This is a genomic window from Peptoniphilus equinus, from assembly GCF_027921445.1.
GTDB classification, from domain to species: domain Bacteria; phylum Bacillota; class Clostridia; order Tissierellales; family Peptoniphilaceae; genus Peptoniphilus; species Peptoniphilus equinus.
In genome coordinates, this window is record NZ_CP115667.1 from 190,743 (window position 1) to 208,032 (window position 17,290).

General features: G+C 47.0%; 15 protein-coding genes and 1 tRNA gene. 14 read left to right on the plus strand and 2 right to left on the minus strand.

All coding sequences use genetic code 11. The features are described 5' to 3' along the window. Positions 1–68: 68 nt before the first annotated feature. Positions 69–145 (minus strand) — tRNA-Pro (locus O6R05_RS00945). Positions 146–443: 298 nt separating this feature from the next. Between O6R05_RS00945 and O6R05_RS00950 the strand changes: the two genes are divergently transcribed. The 8 genes from O6R05_RS00950 to O6R05_RS00985 are packed head-to-tail and all read left to right on the plus strand — an operon-like array spanning position 444 to position 9,881. Next, a complete protein-coding gene (locus O6R05_RS00950) occupies positions 444–2,141 on the plus strand; it encodes a proline--tRNA ligase (RefSeq protein WP_271191690.1) in 1,698 nt (565 codons plus the stop codon). After that, entirely contained in the window at positions 2,134–2,358 is a 225-nt protein-coding gene (locus tag O6R05_RS00955) for a YdbC family protein (RefSeq protein WP_271191691.1), read from the plus strand. The genes O6R05_RS00950 and O6R05_RS00955 overlap by 8 nt, the downstream gene beginning before the upstream one ends. A 53-nt stretch (positions 2,359–2,411) precedes the next feature. Continuing rightward, on the plus strand, positions 2,412–3,773 hold the full coding sequence (tig, locus tag O6R05_RS00960) for a trigger factor (protein WP_271191692.1): 1,362 nt from the start codon (positions 2,412–2,414) through the stop codon (positions 3,771–3,773). A gap of 24 nt (positions 3,774–3,797) precedes the next feature. After that, complete coding sequence (clpP, locus tag O6R05_RS00965) at positions 3,798–4,382, plus strand: ATP-dependent Clp endopeptidase proteolytic subunit ClpP (protein WP_271191693.1); 585 nt, start codon at positions 3,798–3,800, stop codon at positions 4,380–4,382. A 2-nt stretch (positions 4,383–4,384) separates the two neighbouring features. After that, entirely contained in the window at positions 4,385–5,602 is a 1,218-nt protein-coding gene (clpX, locus tag O6R05_RS00970) for an ATP-dependent Clp protease ATP-binding subunit ClpX (RefSeq protein ID WP_271191694.1), read from the plus strand. A gap of 47 nt (positions 5,603–5,649) precedes the next feature. Further along, entirely contained in the window at positions 5,650–7,959 is a 2,310-nt protein-coding gene (lon, locus tag O6R05_RS00975) for an endopeptidase La (RefSeq protein ID WP_271191695.1), read from the plus strand. Then, on the plus strand, positions 7,946–8,548 hold the full coding sequence (gene yihA / locus O6R05_RS00980; protein ID WP_271191696.1) for a ribosome biogenesis GTP-binding protein YihA/YsxC: 603 nt from the start codon (positions 7,946–7,948) through the stop codon (positions 8,546–8,548). The genes lon and yihA overlap by 14 nt, the downstream gene beginning before the upstream one ends. Then, positions 8,532–9,881: an MATE family efflux transporter gene (locus O6R05_RS00985; RefSeq protein WP_271191697.1), complete on the plus strand. Its 1,350-nt coding sequence runs from the start codon at positions 8,532–8,534 to the stop codon at positions 9,879–9,881. Before yihA ends, O6R05_RS00985 begins: the two co-directional genes overlap by 17 nt. 9 nt (positions 9,882–9,890) lie before the next feature. Here O6R05_RS00985 and O6R05_RS00990 read toward each other — a convergent pair whose 3' ends face one another. Next, positions 9,891–11,189 (minus strand): S-layer homology domain-containing protein, encoded by a 1,299-nt coding sequence (locus O6R05_RS00990; protein ID WP_271191698.1) that lies wholly within the window; start codon positions 11,187–11,189, stop codon positions 9,891–9,893. A gap of 140 nt (positions 11,190–11,329) precedes the next feature. On the opposite strand from O6R05_RS00990, the gene pta reads away from it, so the two are divergent. From pta to O6R05_RS01020, 6 genes are all read left to right on the plus strand, one after another. Beyond that, positions 11,330–12,301: a phosphate acetyltransferase gene (gene pta, locus O6R05_RS00995; RefSeq protein ID WP_313791022.1), complete on the plus strand. Its 972-nt coding sequence runs from the start codon at positions 11,330–11,332 to the stop codon at positions 12,299–12,301. 464 nt (positions 12,302–12,765) lie between these two features. Then, positions 12,766–13,971: an aconitase X catalytic domain-containing protein gene (locus O6R05_RS01000; RefSeq protein WP_271191699.1), complete on the plus strand. Its 1,206-nt coding sequence runs from the start codon at positions 12,766–12,768 to the stop codon at positions 13,969–13,971. Then, the gene (locus O6R05_RS01005; protein WP_271191700.1) at positions 13,968–14,375 is read left to right on the plus strand and encodes an aconitase X swivel domain-containing protein; all 408 of its coding nucleotides are present in this window, start codon (positions 13,968–13,970) and stop codon (positions 14,373–14,375) included. Before O6R05_RS01000 ends, O6R05_RS01005 begins: the two co-directional genes overlap by 4 nt. Before the next feature lie 10 nt (positions 14,376–14,385). Next, positions 14,386–15,429, plus strand: a complete 1,044-nt coding sequence (locus O6R05_RS01010; RefSeq protein ID WP_271191701.1) for a TRAP transporter substrate-binding protein — start codon at positions 14,386–14,388, stop codon at positions 15,427–15,429. Positions 15,430–15,491: 62 nt separating this feature from the next. Continuing rightward, a complete protein-coding gene (locus tag O6R05_RS01015) occupies positions 15,492–16,019 on the plus strand; it encodes a TRAP transporter small permease (protein ID WP_271191702.1) in 528 nt (175 codons plus the stop codon). Next, the gene (locus tag O6R05_RS01020; RefSeq protein WP_271191703.1) at positions 16,016–17,290 is read left to right on the plus strand and encodes a TRAP transporter large permease; all 1,275 of its coding nucleotides are present in this window, start codon (positions 16,016–16,018) and stop codon (positions 17,288–17,290) included. Before O6R05_RS01015 ends, O6R05_RS01020 begins: the two co-directional genes overlap by 4 nt.

Genomic DNA, 17,290 nt, shown 5'->3' on the forward strand with positions numbered 1-17,290 from the left:
GATAGGATGTAAATGTGCCGGAATACATCGGCAACAAAAAAAGTGTAAGGAAAGTTCCTTACACTTAATGGTCGGGGTGAGAGGATTTGAACCCCCGGCCCCATGGTCCCAAACCACGTGCGCTACCAAACTGCGCTACACCCCGAAGTTGATTACTAATGTATTATAATGCCTTTATCAAAAATTTACAAGTCTTTTTTTAAAAGAACATTTTTAGTGTTGCAAAACAACAAAACACATTATAATGGACGGCAGGGTATTTGACAAGAGGTTTTTAAAATTTTATTGACAAAGGGCGGCACCACGACGGATACGGCTCGTTATGATTCACGGTGCACGGCGGAGGGAGGCGTGAGAAAATCCCCATTCCGCGCTTGAAAAGCTTGAAGTGGTGTGGTTTTAATAATATAATGAATAAGATAATTTGATGATTGGAGGAAATTATGAAACTTTCGCGTTTCTATATGCCAACGTTGAGAGAGGCGCCTCAGGATGCAGAAATTGCATCCCACAAGTTTCTCTTAAGGGGGGCATTTATACGCAAATCGGCCAGCGGGGTCTACACGTATTTACCCCTCGGCTACCGCGTGGTGAGAAAGATTGAACAAATTGTACGAGAGGAAATGGATCGCGCCGGCGCTCAGGAAATTTTAATGTCGGCCATCCAACCTAAAGAAATCTGGGAAGCTTCCGGAAGATGGGATCGGTTCGGGCCGGAGATGTTTAAGCTCACCGATCGTCATGACCGCGAATTTTGCCTTGGCCCTACAGCCGAAGAGTATTTTACGACCTTGATCAAAGACGAGGTCAAGTCCTATAAACAACTTCCTCTCAATCTCTATCAAATACAAACGAAATATCGGGACGAAAAGCGTCCTCGTTTCGGCATCAACCGTGCACGGGAATTTACCATGAAGGACGGTTACTCCTTTGACCTGGACCGCGAGGGTATGGAAGTGTCCTATCATACCATGTACGAGGCCTATGAAAAGATTTTTAATCGCATCGGTTTGGATTACGTCATCGTTCAGGGGGACAACGGCGCCATGGGCGGCAATATGTCCCACGAATTTATCGCACTGTCCGACACCGGTGAAGGCGTTATAGCTTTTGGCGGCGACTATGCTGCAACCGAAGAAAAAGCGGAGGTCACCTACACGGTTCAGGACAAAGCCCGGGTAGATCTCACCGAGGTCACGACGCCGGGGGTCACGACTATCGAAGAACTGGCGGCGTTTTTATCCGTCACGGCGAAGGACTGTTTGAAAGCTGTGGATCTGATGGTGGCAGGTGAGCCTGTTGTGGTTTTCATTCCGGGCGACCGCACACTGAACATGGCAAAGCTCGAAGGCTATCTCGGTGTGCCGGAGCATGACATCCTGCCTATGACCACTGAGCAAATTGAAGCCATGGGCTCTGTCGAAGGATTCACAGGACCGATGGGCATTGATGCACGCATTATTGTGGATCGCAGCGTGACGGCGATGAAGAATGTCATCGTCGGAGCCAACAAGAAAGATACGCATCTACAAGGTGCAAGTTACGGGCGCGACTTTGAAGGGGAAGACGGCGGTGATCTTTTGGTAGTTGAAGAAGGGGACACCGTACCGAACAGCGATATCGCCTATGCATTCCGTCGAGGCATTGAAGTAGGTAATATTTTCCAATTGGGAACCAAGTATTCGGATGCCTTGGAGGCTACGGTGCTGGATGAAAATGGTAAAGCTCAAGTGATTTGGATGGGCTCCTATGGTGTGGGTATTACGCGCACGGTCAGCGCCGTGGTGGAACAGTGTCACGATGAGGACGGCATCATATGGCCGGTATCCGTGACGCCGTACCACGTTATTATCACGGTGGTGAAAAACAAGGACGAGGCGCAAATGGCGCTGGGTGAAAGCCTCTATAACCAACTGCTCGATGCCGGGTATGACGTGTTGTTAGACGACAGAGCCGAGCGTCCCGGCGTGAAGTTTAAAGACCGTGATCTCATCGGGATTCCCCTTCGGATTACCGTAGGCAAGGGCGCAGCTGAACATCGTGTGGAATATTCTACACGAAAGGCGATGGACACGGTCGAGCTTCACGCCGATGAGCTGATGGCTCGCATCAAAACGGATCTGGAGCACTACGATGAGTGAGTTTAAATTTGAAATCACCGAGCACATTGCCACCCTTTCAGAAAAGGCAAACGGCTGGACCAAAGAGCTGAATAAGGTCTCGTGGAATGATCGTCCGCCAAAGTACGACATTCGGGATTGGGATCCTGACCACGGGAAAATGTCCAAAGGCATTGGACTCAACGACGACGAAATCACAGCGTTAAAAGACGCATTAAATAGCATGAGCCAACTTTAAAAATTTGATGTTCTTTTACCTTTATGGTATACTCATGACACAATGGAGGAAATATGACTGATAAAAACGAATTTCAACGAGACAATAACACTGTAACTTTTACTTTAACACTGAAAGCTGAAGATCTTAAAAAGGCTGAGGATGAGGTCTATAAAAAGAATAGAAAGTACTTCCAAGTACCGGGATTCAGAAAGGGTAAAGTACCTAGAAAAATCATTGAAACCGTCTATGGCAAAGAAGTCTTCTTAGAAGACGCCATTAACAACCTGCTCCCAGAGAAATACGAAGAACGTGTGGAAGAGCTGGGTCTTGAAGTGGTGGATCAACCGCACATCGATATTGAAGATGCACACAGCGGCGAAGATGTACCGGTAGAAGTCAAAGTTGATGTTAAACCTGAAGCTAAGATTGAAAATTACAAAGGCATGGAAGTGGAAGACGTTAAGTATGAAGTCACCGATGAATTCCTCGACAGTGAATTGGATCGTGAACGTTCCATGAATGCCCGTGTGATCAACGTTGACGATCGCCCTGCTAAAGATGGCGACAAGGTTAATATTGACTTTGAAGGCAAAGTGGACGGCGTGGCTTTTGACGGCGGCAAAGGCGAAAATCAAGACCTGACATTAGGTTCCGGCACGTTTATTGACGGCTTTGAAGCACAGATCGTAGGTAAGGAAATTGGCGATGAATTCGACGTGAACGTCACCTTCCCTGAAGACTACTTCCAAGAGGAGCTCAAAGGCAAGGACGCTGTATTCTCTGTTAAACTCAACGCCATCACGGTAGAAGAAAAACCGGAACTGGACGATGAATTTATCAAAGACATCTCTGATTTCGATACAGTGGAAGACTATAAAAACGACCTTCGTGAGAAGAAGTCCGCCGAGTTTAACGAACGGGCTATGGCTGAGAAGAAAGAAGCCATCATGAAGAAGCTCGCCGATTTAGTTGAAGTGGACGTACCGGAAGGTATGGTCAATTCTCAAATCAACCAACAAATGCAAAACTTCGATCAAAGCCTTCGTCAACAAGGCATGGGTCTGGACGAATATCTGAAGATGATCGGCATTGATGCAAAAGACTTTGCTGAAAATCTCCGTGGGGACGCCCTGCTTAAGGTCAAGAGTTTCCTTGCCCTTGAAAAAATTGGGGAACTTGAAGGTCTTGCGCCAACTGATGAGGACGTCGACAAAGAAATTGAATCCATTGCAGATAAATATTTTGCCGATGATGCGGAACAAAAACAAAAGATGATGGATTTTATGAAAGAATCCAATCGCGACAACATTAAAGCTGAGCTTCAAAACAAAACCGTTGTCGATTTCCTCTACGACAACGCAACATTTGTAGAACCTAAAGAAACGGATACGGAAGAGAACGAAGAACAAACTGACGACGCGTCAGATAACTAATGAACTAAAGAAAAAGGTGATATAATGGCATTAGTGCCAATGGTAGTTGAGCAGACCAACCGGGGCGAACGCTCCTATGATATCTATTCCCGGCTGTTGAAAGAACGCATTATTTTTATTACCGGGGAGATTCATGACCAAATGGCGGACCTCATTGTGGCGCAACTATTATTCTTGGAAGCTGAAGACAACACCAAAGACATTCAAATTTATATCAATTCCCCCGGCGGCTCGGTGAGTGCGGGCTTTGCCATTTATGATACCATGCAATATATCAAGTGTGATGTGAGCACCATTTGTATGGGCATGGCGGCCTCTATGGGGGCATTCCTCTTAGCGGCCGGCGCTAAGGGCAAGCGCTATGCACTGCCCAATGCCGACGTGATGATTCATCAACCGCTCGGCGGCGCACAAGGGCAGGCGGCGGATATTAAGATTCATGCAGAAAAGATTTTGAAAGTTCGTGAAAAGCTTAACCACATCTTAGCTGAGCGTACCGGTCAACCTCTTGAAAAAGTAGAGCGGGATACGGATCGGGATTACTACCTCACAGCCGAAGAGGCGAAAGCCTACGGTCTGATTGATGATGTGATTGAGAAACGAGGATGAGCATGACAAAAGACACTCACGATGAGAAAGAACAGCGCTGTTCGTTTTGCGGGAAAAAAGCATCTCAAGTGGAACGGCTCATTGCAGGTCCTAATGTCTACATCTGTAACGAGTGCATTGATTTGTGCGATCAGATTTTAGCTCAGGAAGAGGTCTTAAATGAGACCGAGGAGTTTGAATTAAAGACGCCGGCAGAGATTAAGAGCGTTCTGGATCAGTACGTCATCAAACAGGATGTGGCTAAGCGGTCACTGGCTGTAGCGGTCTACAATCACTATAAGCGCATTCACTCCGGACAAAAGACGGATGTGGAGCTGCAAAAATCCAATATTCTGATGGTGGGGCCGACAGGAAGCGGTAAGACTTTGCTCGCTCAAACCTTGGCGCGGGTGCTTAACGTACCTTTTGCCATTGCCGATGCCACGACCTTAACCGAGGCCGGTTACGTGGGCGAGGATGTGGAGAACATTATCTTAAAACTCGTTCAGGCGGCGGATTATGACGTGGCGTGGGCGGAAAAAGGCATCATCTACATCGATGAAATCGACAAGATTGCACGCAAAGGCGAAAATGTCTCCATTACCCGGGATGTCAGCGGCGAAGGTGTACAGCAGGCGCTTTTGAAAATTATTGAAGGAACGGTGGCCAACGTACCACCTGAAGGAGGACGTAAGCATCCGAACCAACAGTTTATACAGGTGGACACTACCAACATTCTCTTTATTGTGGGTGGCGCTTTTGACGGTATGGAATCCATTATCCAGTCTCGTACGCAGACAACCTCCATGGGTTTTGGCAACGAACTGATGGATACGACTAAGCGCCGAGCTAATATTTTGCAAAAAGTGGAGACGGAAGACTTCCTCAAGTTCGGATTGATTCCTGAGCTTATTGGGCGTCTGCCAATTACCGTAACCCTGGAAGAACTGGATGAAGAAGCCCTTGTGGAAATTTTAACCCAGCCGAAAAATGCATTGGTTAAACAGTATCGCGAGCTTTTAAAATTGGACAATGTGGAGTTGGAGTTTGAAGATGACGCACTTCTGTGCATTGCTAAAAAGGCTATGGCGAAAAAGGCCGGGGCGAGGGGGCTGCGCAGCATTATTGAAAGCACCATGATGGATGTCATGTATGAAATTCCGTCACGGGACGACATCAAGAAAGTGGTCATCACTGAGGATGCTGTAAATAAGATTAACGCTCCCAAGATGATTGTATAACTATGGGCTCACGACGTGTGAGCCTTTTTAATATAGAAGGTGATGATATGACAAAAGTACCGGTAATAGCACTGAGAGGCTTGGTGGTGTTTCCACGTATGGTAACCCATTTTGACTGTGCCCGGATTAAAAGCACGCTTGCTGTGGAACAAGCTGAACTTACAGGTAGTGATGTGCTCTTGGTGACCCAGCGAGATATCGGCGTTGTTGACCCTAAAGCCGAGGACTTGTATGCCTATGGTACTCTGAGTACCATCAAACAGATTTTAAAACTTCCTAACGGTGTGGTTCGCGTGTTGATAGAAGGCAATCAAAGGGCCAGGATCACCAACCTCGAAGACGGTGAATTCTTTCAGGCGGAAGTGGAGGTGTTTGACGCTCAGAACGACGGCGACGGACCGGAGTGGCAAGCGGCAAAGCGCCTTGTGGAAGAGGATCTTCAAACCTACACGCAGTTGGATCAAAATTTGGTTCCGGGATTATTGCAATCGGTGGTGGATGGCGCCAGTGCCGAGTCCTTGGTGGACACATCGGCAGCGTACATTGCCATGGATACCGACAAATCTCAAGAACTCCTGGAAGTTTTGGATCCTTATGAGCGCCTAATCAAGTTTCATGAGCTTCTAAAAGAAGAGATTGAACTGCTCACCTTGGAGCGCAAGATTGACAAAGAAGTCAAGACCAATATGAACAAGGTGCAGCGGGAATATTACCTTAAAGAGCAGCTGAAAGCCATTCACAAGGAACTTGGCGACGAGCGGGAAGAAGATGTGCTCTTAAACTATGAAAGTCAAATTGAACAGGCAAATCTTCCCGATGACGTGCGTGAAAAAGCCTTAAAAGAAGTGAGCCGTCTGTCCAAGCTGACCTCCGCAAGTCCGGAATACTCTCTCATTCTCACCTATCTGGATTGGATTTTGGCACTGCCGTGGTGTGAGAGCAGTCAGGAAGAAGGCACTCTTGCCCAAGCCAGGGCAGTATTAGAGAAGGAACACTACGGGCTCAATGATGTCAAAGAACGGATTTTAGAGTTTATCGCCCTGCGCAGTTTCCGAGCGGAAGGCAAAGGACCCATTATCTGTCTCGTCGGCCCTCCTGGCGTGGGCAAGACCAGCATTGCATCAAGTATCGCCCATGCGCTGAACAAAGAGTTTGTCCATATGAGTCTTGGCGGAATGACGGATGAGTCGGAAATTCGAGGGCACCGCAGGACCTACGTGGGTGCACTGCCCGGCCGGGTCATCACGCTGATGAAAAAAGCCGCTGAGAATAATCCGGTGTTTCTTTTTGATGAAGTAGACAAAGTCGGGACCGACTTTCGCGGCGATCCGGCGAGTGCACTCCTCGAAGTCTTGGATCCGGAGCAGAATCACAGTTTTACCGATCGCTATTTGGAACTGCCTTTCGATTTATCCAAGGTGTTCTTTATTGCCACGGCAAACACCACCGACACCATTCCTCGGCCGTTGCTCGACCGTATGGAAGTCATTCGTCTGGCCGGCTACACACCAAGGGAGAAGTTTAACATCGCTAAAACTTATCTCGTGCCAAAGCAGCTTGACGAGGCAGGTCTTAAGAAACGGCAGCTGAAGTTTACCGATGAGGCTTTGGTCGATATGATCAACTACTATACCAAAGAGGCCGGCGTCCGAGGCTTGGAAAAGGAAATTGCCAAGTGTGTGCGCAAGGCGGCGCTTAAAATTGTGGAACAGGACAAAAAGTCGCTCTCGGTGACGGCGAAGAACTTGACCGAGTATTTAGGCGAGTACAAGTTCCTCTACGATACACTTAAAGATACGGATGCCGTCGGCGTGGTGAACGGTCTCGCCTGGACAGAAGTGGGGGGCGAGACGTTGGAAATTGAGTGCAGCGGGATGAAAGGCACAGGCAAGCTCCAACTCACCGGCAACCTCGGCGATGTGATGAAAGAGTCTGCCAAGACTGCCCACTCTTTTATTGCATCTCAGGCTGACGCATTCGGCGTGGATTATGAGCGGATGAAAACGACGGATCTGCACATCCATGTGCCGGAAGGCGCCGTGCCGAAAGATGGTCCGTCTGCCGGTGTGGCCATGTTTACAGCGATGCTCTCCGCTTTGTTGGAGCGTCCTGTTGCAAGAGATGTGGCCATGACAGGCGAGATCACGTTGACAGGCCGCGTCCTTCCTATCGGTGGACTCAAGGAAAAACTCCTGGCGGCCGAGCGTATGGGTATAAAAACGGTGCTAATTCCCAAAGAGAACTTGAGAGACTTGGAAAAAATTGAAGCTGAGGTCAAATCGAATCTCTGCATTCTTCCTATAGAACGGGCGCAGGACGCCTTAAAAACCGTGTGGGGACAACATGAAAACGGATAAAGTCTATTTAGAAAAAGTCGCCGTGGATCCCAAAGGCTATCCGACGGAGCCTTGTGGGGAATTTGCCTTTGCTGGAAGATCCAACGTGGGGAAATCCTCATTTATTAATGCCATGGTTCGACGAAAGAACCTGGCACGGACGTCGTCGGCACCGGGCAAGACCCGCACCATCAACTTCTATCGGGTAGCGGATTTGCGTCTGGTGGATTTACCGGGCTATGGCTATGCCAAGGTTTCGAAATCCGAACGCAATAGTTGGGCGGGGATTATTAATACCTACCTGGAAGCGAGGGAGAACCTCTTGGAAGTCCTTTTGCTCGTAGACATCCGCCACAAGCCGAGTGAGCTGGATGTCGCCATGTACGACTACATTGTCCAATCCGGCTACAGCGGTCTGGTTATTGCAACGAAAGCGGACAAAGTAGCCAAGGGACAGCGGGCAAGGCATCTTAAGGTCATTGCGGATACTCTGGGAGTTAAGGAACGCTCCAATATTCTCACCTTCTCCACCTCAGAAAAGCAGAATGTGGAGGACATGTGGGCCATTTTGGAAGATATAGTAAGGTTCTATCATGACAACGAACTATAATGAATTGGAAACGGAACCGGTTGGTAAGCTCATAGACAAGTTTGCACTCTCAACCATTCCCGCCATGCTTATCACACACATTTACAATGCAGTGGACACCTATTTCATAGGGTCTATCAATACACAGGCCTCGGCAGCTGTCGGGGTCGCCATGTCCGCCATGGCCATTATGCAGGCGGTGGGGTTTTTCTTCGGGCAAGGTTCGGCTAACTCCATCTCCCTTCACCTGGGGCATCGGGATTTGAAAGCGGCATCAAGAATCGCCTCTTTCGGATTTTTTGCGGCGGTTTTCTCCGGACTTCTGATTTTGCTTCTCGGCAATATCTTTGTGACCGAGCTGGCCTATGCCCTCGGATCCACGCCGACAGTGCTGCCCTATGCCACAGCTTATTTAAGCATTATCTTTTTCGGCGCGCCGTATCAGTGTGCCACCTTGGTGCTTAACAATCAGCTACGCTCTCAAGGCAAAGCCTTTTATGCCATGGTGGGGCTTATGACCGGCGGTGTGCTTAACATCTTTTTGGATCCCCTTTTTATCTATACGTTTGATATGGGCATTGCCGGAGCGGCACTGGCCACCATTCTCAGCCAGTTGGTGAGTTTCACGATTCTCTTTCACAACCACAAGAAGTTTGATGTTCATCTGTCGATCAAGCGTCTGAAAGTGAACAGTGAGAATTTCAATGAAATCGTCGGCGGGGGACTGCCGTCGCTCGTCCGTCAGTCGGTCAACGCTGTCGGCGTCCTTGCCATGAACCATGCGGCGGGTGTGTATGGGGATGCGGCCATTGCGGCGGTGAGTATTGTGGGGCGTATTACCCTGCTTGCCAACGCCGTTATCATCGGTATGGGCCATGCATTTCAGCCGATATGCGGCTATAATTACGGCGCCGGGAACTACCAACGTGTGCTCCAGGGCTTTACGTACATTGTCAAACGAGCCGTCGTCTATTTTGCGCTGGTATCGGTGCTCCTCTTCGTCTTTTCACCGCAAGTCATCGACATCTTTATCGATGATCCGCAAGTTATTGAGATCGGAGCCAAAACCCTCCGCTTCAGTGCAGCTGTCATGGCCTTCTCGTCGCTCTTCATGCTCTGTACCATGTTGATGCAGACCATTCGTCTGGCTAAAGAATCGTCATTTTTATCCTTTATGCGCACCGGCGGGTTTCTCATTCCTCTGGTCTTTTTCCTCTCGGCAAAGCTTGGGATCTTAGGCATTCAGATTGCACAGCCGGTGAGTGATCTCTTATCCACAGCTATTGCGGTGGTGATGACCAAACCGTTAATCGACAGTTTGCGGCGAGGTGTGCCGTATGAAAAACACTCATAAAAAAACGGCTCAAGATGTTTGAGCCGTAAATTCTACATCAATAGTGGTGTCTTCAGTGATGATGAAGCTGTACTCGTCGCTGAGGACACCTTTTGTATTACCGTTCACAATCAGCCGGTCCACTTTCATACCCTCAGGCACGTCAATCGTCACCGTCACCCGAGCACCATCCTTGTACTCCAAACCGCTTGCGGCGTGAAGATAAGGGGAATTTAATGTCAGACGCAAATAGGCTTTTGGCATATCTTCAAGAGTAATATCCAGTTCGGTATCACTGCTTAAGTCGATGAAGGTGGTATAAGGCTTTTTATTCAGCGCCTGCACTTCTAACAGGTATTTGCCTTCGGGATAGAGACCAGGGACAAAGGTGGCATGGTTTAACGTGATGGTGGCAGGTACAGCAACGCCGGCAGTATCTTTTGTGAGAATGCGCAAGTAGTGCTCAGCTGAAGATGGCGCAGGCGTGATCGGGGAAGGGTCTTCCACATCGGTTGGCGGTGCAAGCGGCGCCTCAGGGGATAGGGGATCACTCGAGGCGGTGTTACTTGCAAAAATGATCTTTAAGTCGGCGATCCAGCCGCGCATTTCCGATTCTGTAGGCAGTTCGTTGCTGTACGTTCGGGTGATGATGGTGTTTAATCGCTCAATAGTCTCCGGACTTAACCCATTCACATCAATGGTATTGAGATTCTCCAGAAGACTTTTCAGTTCGGCATAGGCCGACTCTGCGGAGCGGGGTTGGAGCGTGCGTTGCGCCAAGGTGATCACCTTGGAAAACTCTGCCCGGGTAATCGGCGCATGAGGCTTGAAAGTATGATCGGCATACCCGTTAAAAATCTTCGCTCCTTCAAGACGACGCAAAATCAAGCGATCGGACGTATTCAATTCGCTTGACTCCACGAAATCGCCGCCTTCATCTTCAAGGGTGTAGAGTCGGGAAAGAATCCGAGCTACTTCCAGGCGCGTGATGCTGCGATCGGCAAACTCGTCGTCACGAAGATAACCGGCGGTGTACGCCGCAAGCAAATCGTTATAGAACCACTTATCCTTGTATTGACGGAAGCCTTCCACATCTTGAGGTTGAAAACTGTTGAAGTTGAACATGCGATTGATAATCGAGTACGTTTCGGACATGGAAATGGCACGGTCAGGTTGGAAGGAACCGTCGCTATAGCCCAGAAGTAATTCCTCTTGTGCCATGGCCGCTATGTAGTCTTTGGCCCAGTGTTCTGACGTATCGGTGAACGTTTTTGACGTGAAACCTACGACACAAGACAATGCAGCAATCAAGATAAGAAATTTTTTCATAGTGTACCTCGTCACGTAGTTTAGGGTAAAAGTACATCGGTAAGTCTATTATACAAAGTTTTACGTAAATAGGCAAAGTCACGGATGTGCAACAGTCAAGCATTTGTGATATAGTAGAATGGATATCAAAGGGGGAAATTATGGATTTAATTGACATCTTAAAAAACAAAGTACAAGAGAAATGCCCAACGATTGTATTTCCTGAAGGGGAAGACCCACGTATTCTCGGAGCAGTAAAGCGTCTTCAAGACGACAAGGTAATTAAGCCGATCGTTCTCGGCGCCACGGAAGCTGTAGAAAAAACGGCGAAGGATCTGAACATTGACCTCAGTGAGCTCAACTTCATCGATCCAGAGACATCCGAAGCATTGAATGAGTTAAAAGCAGCTCTTTTAGAGCGCAGAAAAGGGAAGCTGGATGAAGCCGGTGCGGATAAACTCATTCGTGATGTCAACTACTTCGGAACCATGCTGGTGTATACCGGCAAAGCTGAAGGATTGGTCTCCGGTGCAGTCCATACCACCGGGGAAACGGTCAAACCTGCACTGCAAATCATTAAGACCAAAGAAGGATTTAAACGCACCGCAGGCGCTTTCATCATGCTCAGAGGCGATGAGATGTACCTGATGGCGGATTGTGCCATCAATATCGAGCACACACCGGAATCTTTGGCAGAAACAGCTGTCCTCGCCGGAGAAACTGCCAAGACTTTCGACATGGATCCAAAGATTGCCATGCTCTCTTTCTCTACGAAAGGTTCTGCATCTCACGAGACGGTAGACCGTGTTGTAGAAGCGACCAAACTTGCTAAAGCCATGGCGCCTGAACTGAAACTGGACGGTGAACTGCAATTTGATGCAGCCTTTGTGCCTGAAGTTGCAAAGAAAAAAGCACCGGACTCCGACGTAGCAGGTCAAGCCAACGTCTTTATCTTCCCATCCCTTGAGGCGGGTAATATTGGCTATAAATTGGCACAACGCTTTGGCGGTTTTGAAGCGGTAGGTCCGATCCTTATGGGTCTGAACGCACCGGTAAACGATCTGTCCCGGGGATGCGTGGAAGATGAAGTGTATTCCCTCGCCATTATCACAGCTGCACAATCTTTAATGTAAGTCGTAGCAAAAGAGACCTTCGGGTCTCTTTTTTTAATGGAAAGGGAAAATGCTCCCGGGATGATAACCACCCTTATGCAGATGAAGTATGACCCAATGGAATAATGACGGAACACGGTTATGCCTCATTTTCACTGATAGGTGATTAAAAAGTTATCACAATATAAGTCGTTCGACATCTGTTGGCGAGGGTGGTACCGTCGGGACAAGAGAGGCGCCTAGTGTTTGTTCATGATAAAGGGAAAATGTACAGATAAAAGTATACAGATATATAAAGCTAAGTGCTTTGACAAAAGAATATAAGAAGTATACATTAAAATCAAGTAAAATAAACAGATAAAAGACTGAAATGGAAAAGTTTTAATAAGGTATCAAAAAAAACTATTGACACGGCAACTTAAGTAGGTGTATACTTCTGGCATACGAAAGATTGTATCTTGGTGGGTTTTAGAAAGGAGTTAACGATGAATCTAAACAAAGAGCAACAAGATATGCTCGATGGGAGAATGGGTCCAGGTGTGCAGCTTGCTATGAAGGTACAAGTTGCCATTGGCGAGTCCTTCAATGCCGAGCGCCTCGTACCCATTACACGAGCTCACGTTGCACTAAGTAATCAGGATGCTGATCAATGGTTGGCAAAAAAAATGGTGTCTATGGGTGCCAAATGCAAAGTCCCTCCAACGGTGAACCCGGGCTTCAGTCTCTGCTGGTTTAAGGACAGGGCTTTGGTTGACGATGAGGACTATGCTTTTATGAAGGCGACGCACGATGCTTATAGAGCCTTAGGGGCCAAACTGACTTATAATTGTACCCCGTACATAGATACCAATGTGCCGAATTATGGAGAAGTCATTGCATTTTCCGAATCTTCCGCTACGCCATATGCCAATGCAGTGTGGGGTGCAAGGACGAATCGAGAAGGTGCTAACTCTGCCTTATTTGCTTCAATTACCGGCTATGTACCGGAATATGGTCTGCTTTTGGATGAAAACCGTAAAGGTACGATATTGGTCGAAGTTCAAGCTCATATGGATAACGATTATAAGTATCATATGCTGGGTATGTGCGGTAAGAAAATCGGACATGGTATTCCGGTATTTGTAGGATTACCGAAGCATATCAGTAAAGAAGCTTTGAGAAATTTAGGTGCCGAATTAAATACTTCGGGAGCTTATGACATGTACCATATTGTAGGAGTGACACCGGAAGCGCCAACTATAGAGGTGGCTTTTGGCGGTAAGGAGCCTGAACGGAAGGTGATTATCACAGATGACGATTTACTCACTGCAAGAGATGAGATTTCGATTGTGGGAAATCGTTCTATCGACTTTGTGATGTTTGGTTGTCCGCATTTCACGTTGGATGAGTGCCTTCACATTCGTGAGCAGATAGGAAAGCGACGACTGAAAGTACCGATGTATATTTTGACCTCGGAGCATACTAAGACCACAGCTAAGCTTATGGGATTGGATGAAGCTTTGGAAGACAAGGGTGCACACATCGTACCTGCAACCTGTCCGGATCAACCGTCATGGAAGTTCTTAAAGAATAAAGTGGGACTTACCGAGTCACCGAAGTGTGCCTACTATCCAAAACGTCGCGGCATCGATTTTGTCATTCGTGATTTGGATACGTGCATTGAAGGGGCCATAACAGGGGAGGTGCAATGATGTCTCAAGTATTTAAATGTCACAAAATTGTCGAGGGATGTGTGGAAGCGGATATTACCTTGTCCAAAGATGACATCATGTTTTACCTTATTCGTCCTGAAGATGGGGTGATGATTGAAACAGGCCACGATATGGAAGGACGCTCTATGGCGAAGAAAATTTTAGCTTTTCCCTCAGGTAAGGGTAGCTCTGTTGTTCAGGCTGACGGGCTCTTTCAATTGATGAAAAAAGACAATCAGCCTGCGGGGATGATTGTAGAACGTGCTGAAACAGTCCTTGTCACCAGTGCCATCATCTTTGAAATTCCCATGGTGGACAAAGTGGATCCGGCGTTTTATGAGACTGTGCAGGAAGGCGATCATATTCGTTTAGATGCAGTGAACGAAGAAATTACTATTTTATAAGGAGTAAGCTATGAAAAAATCATTATTTGCAATCCTGGCCCTGATGATGGTATTCGTTACCGCATGTGGTGGCAATCAAGCTGCTGACTCATCGGCACAAGGCAATGAACCTGCCGCAACAGAAGCTTCAGCGGACGCCGTGACTATTAAAATCGGTCATGTTGAGCCGGAAAATCGTTCAACACATAGAGCTCTGCTTGAATTTAAAAAGAATGTTGAAGAAAAATCCAACGGAAGTCTTGTCATTGAAATTTATCCTAACGGAGCTCTGGGCGGTGACGTACAACTTACGGAGTCTACGGCCATGGGGACATTAGATGTCGCTCTGCCGTCAACCTCGGTTCTGACAACCTACTCGGATGAGTTCGGCATCTTGGATATGCCATATCTGTTCAAAAATTCTGAATCGGCCTTTACAGCCCTTGATGGGGAACTGGGTCAACAACTTAATGCTAAGCTTGAAGGCAATGGCCTGATTAACTTGGGATACGCTTATAACGGGATTCGCAGTACAACGACCAACACCGGCGCCATTGAGAGACCTGCAGATCTTCAAGGTGTGAAAATGCGTGTTATGGAGTCACCGATCTTTATTGACTTTTATAAAACCTTAGGAGCCAACCCTACGCCAATCAGTTTTACTGAGCTCTACACCGGCTTGCAACAAGGCACCGTGGATGCTCAGGAAAATCCGCCGTCACTGACTTATGCGAATAAATTTTACGAGGTACAAAAATTCCTCACCGTGGATGAGCATATTCACAATTTTCTTCCATTTTTGATGAATCAAACTAAATTTGATGGACTGACATCGGAACAACAAGAATTGTTGAGAACGGAAGTGAAAGCTTTTGTAGAAAATCAACGTCAAATGGAATTAGCCGATAACGATGCAGCCATTGAAAAGCTGAAAACGGAAGGTAATTTAACGACGAATGTATTAAGTGATGAACAAAAACAAGCATTTAAAGATGCACTCAAACCGATGTACGATAAATATCGTGAGCAGTTTGGTGCAGAACTCTTTGATTTGGCAGAAAGCTTTAACCAATGATGGGATCCGAAGAATGAGGTGGTTTCCGCCACCTCGTTTTCCTTACATTCAAGGAGTAGCCTATGAAAAAGTTTTTTAAATTATATGATGAACTGGAAGAAAAACTGTTGGTGTTCAGTTTGGTATTCAGTGTTGTACTGATTTCATTTCAAATCATCATGCGCTATATCTTCAATGCTTCGGTATCTTGGTCGGAAGAACTTGCACGCTATCTTTTCATCTGGCAGACGTGGTTAGGTGTGAGTATTGCTTTTCATTACCATGAGCATATTAAAGTAGATTTGATTTTTACACTGTTTAAATCTGCGGGCTTTAAAAAAGTTATCGATGTGATTATTCAGCTTATCTGGCTGGGATTTAACCTATTTCTTGCTTATGAAGGCTTTAAACTCTTACAGTCCATGAATGCACGCCATGCTCTGTCTGCAGGAATGAGGCTGCCGTTAATTTATGTCTACGCGTCGCTGCCTGTGAGCTCTGTTATCTTGGCACTGCGTATTTTTTTGGACATGATCGGGATGAACCGCACCGCATCCACAGGACAAGGTGAAAAGACTGCAACGTACATGGAGAAGGGAGGGGAACAATGAATGCCTTAACCTTATTTGGCGTATTTTTTGCACTTCTGATCTTAAGCATGCCGATAGGTTATGCAATTGGAATTGCAACGTTAACGACAATATTGTTACATACCACTATGCCGCCAGTTCTTATTGTTCAAAATGCTGTGGCCGGTGTAGACTCATTTCCGTTGATGGCTATTCCGTTTTTTATGTTAGCGGGCAATCTGATGAGCAGTGGCGGTATTGCCAAGCGTTTGGTAGATTTTTTTGAGGCCTTTATCGGACACATCACCGGAGGGCTCGGTATGGTTACCGTTGTGGTGTGTATGTTTTTTGCGGCGATTTCCGGTTCTGCAGTGGCGACGGTGTCTGCCGTCGGCGCTTTCATGATTCCTCAAATGGTGGCGCACGGCTACGGCAAATCTTTCTCTGTGGCGCTCACTGCGGCTGCAGGGACAATCGGTGTCATCATTCCGCCGTCGGTGCCTTTTGTTATCTATGGTGTTGTCTCCGGGACGTCCATTACCGATTTGTTTACGGCAGGGTTCTTGCCGGGAATTCTTATGGGCGTTGCATTGATGCTCGTCTGCTACATTGTGTCTAAAAAGAAGGGTTATAAGGGCAATACCCATCGAAAAACACTGTCTGAAATTTGGAGTACGTTTAAGTCGGCATTCTTTGCCATTCTCTCACCGGTTATTATCTTGGGCGGCATTTATCTGGGGATTTTCACCCCGACGGAAGCGGCTGTAGTATCTGTGGTCTATTCCTTTATTGTGGGCGTTTTCGTCTATAAAGAATTGGATTTAAAAGGCGCGTATAACTCGGTGAGAGATGCCATTGTCGTCAATGGCGCCACTACTTTTATGATTGGATTGTCTACGGCCTTTGCAGCGCTCTTAACCATGGAGCAAATCCCGAACAAAATTGCTCTTGCCATTACATCCCTCAGTGACAATGGGGTAGTCATCCTCGTGCTGATTAATATCTTTTTAATTATTATCGGGATGTTCATCGATAATATTCCTGCCACAATTATTCTCAGTCCGATTTTATTGCCAATCTGTATGAAGTTCGGAATGAGTCCTGTGACGTTTGGGATTATGCTCACCATGAACCTTGCTATAGGATTTTGTACACCGCCATACGGTATCAATCTATTTGTGGCTTCAGCGATATCGAAGTTGAAAATGGAAGAGGTCTCTCAAGCTATTTTGAAGTTTATTTTCGCACTGCTTGTTGTCCTTATGATGGTTACGTTTATAAAACCTATCACAACGATGTTTCTAGGAGGTTGA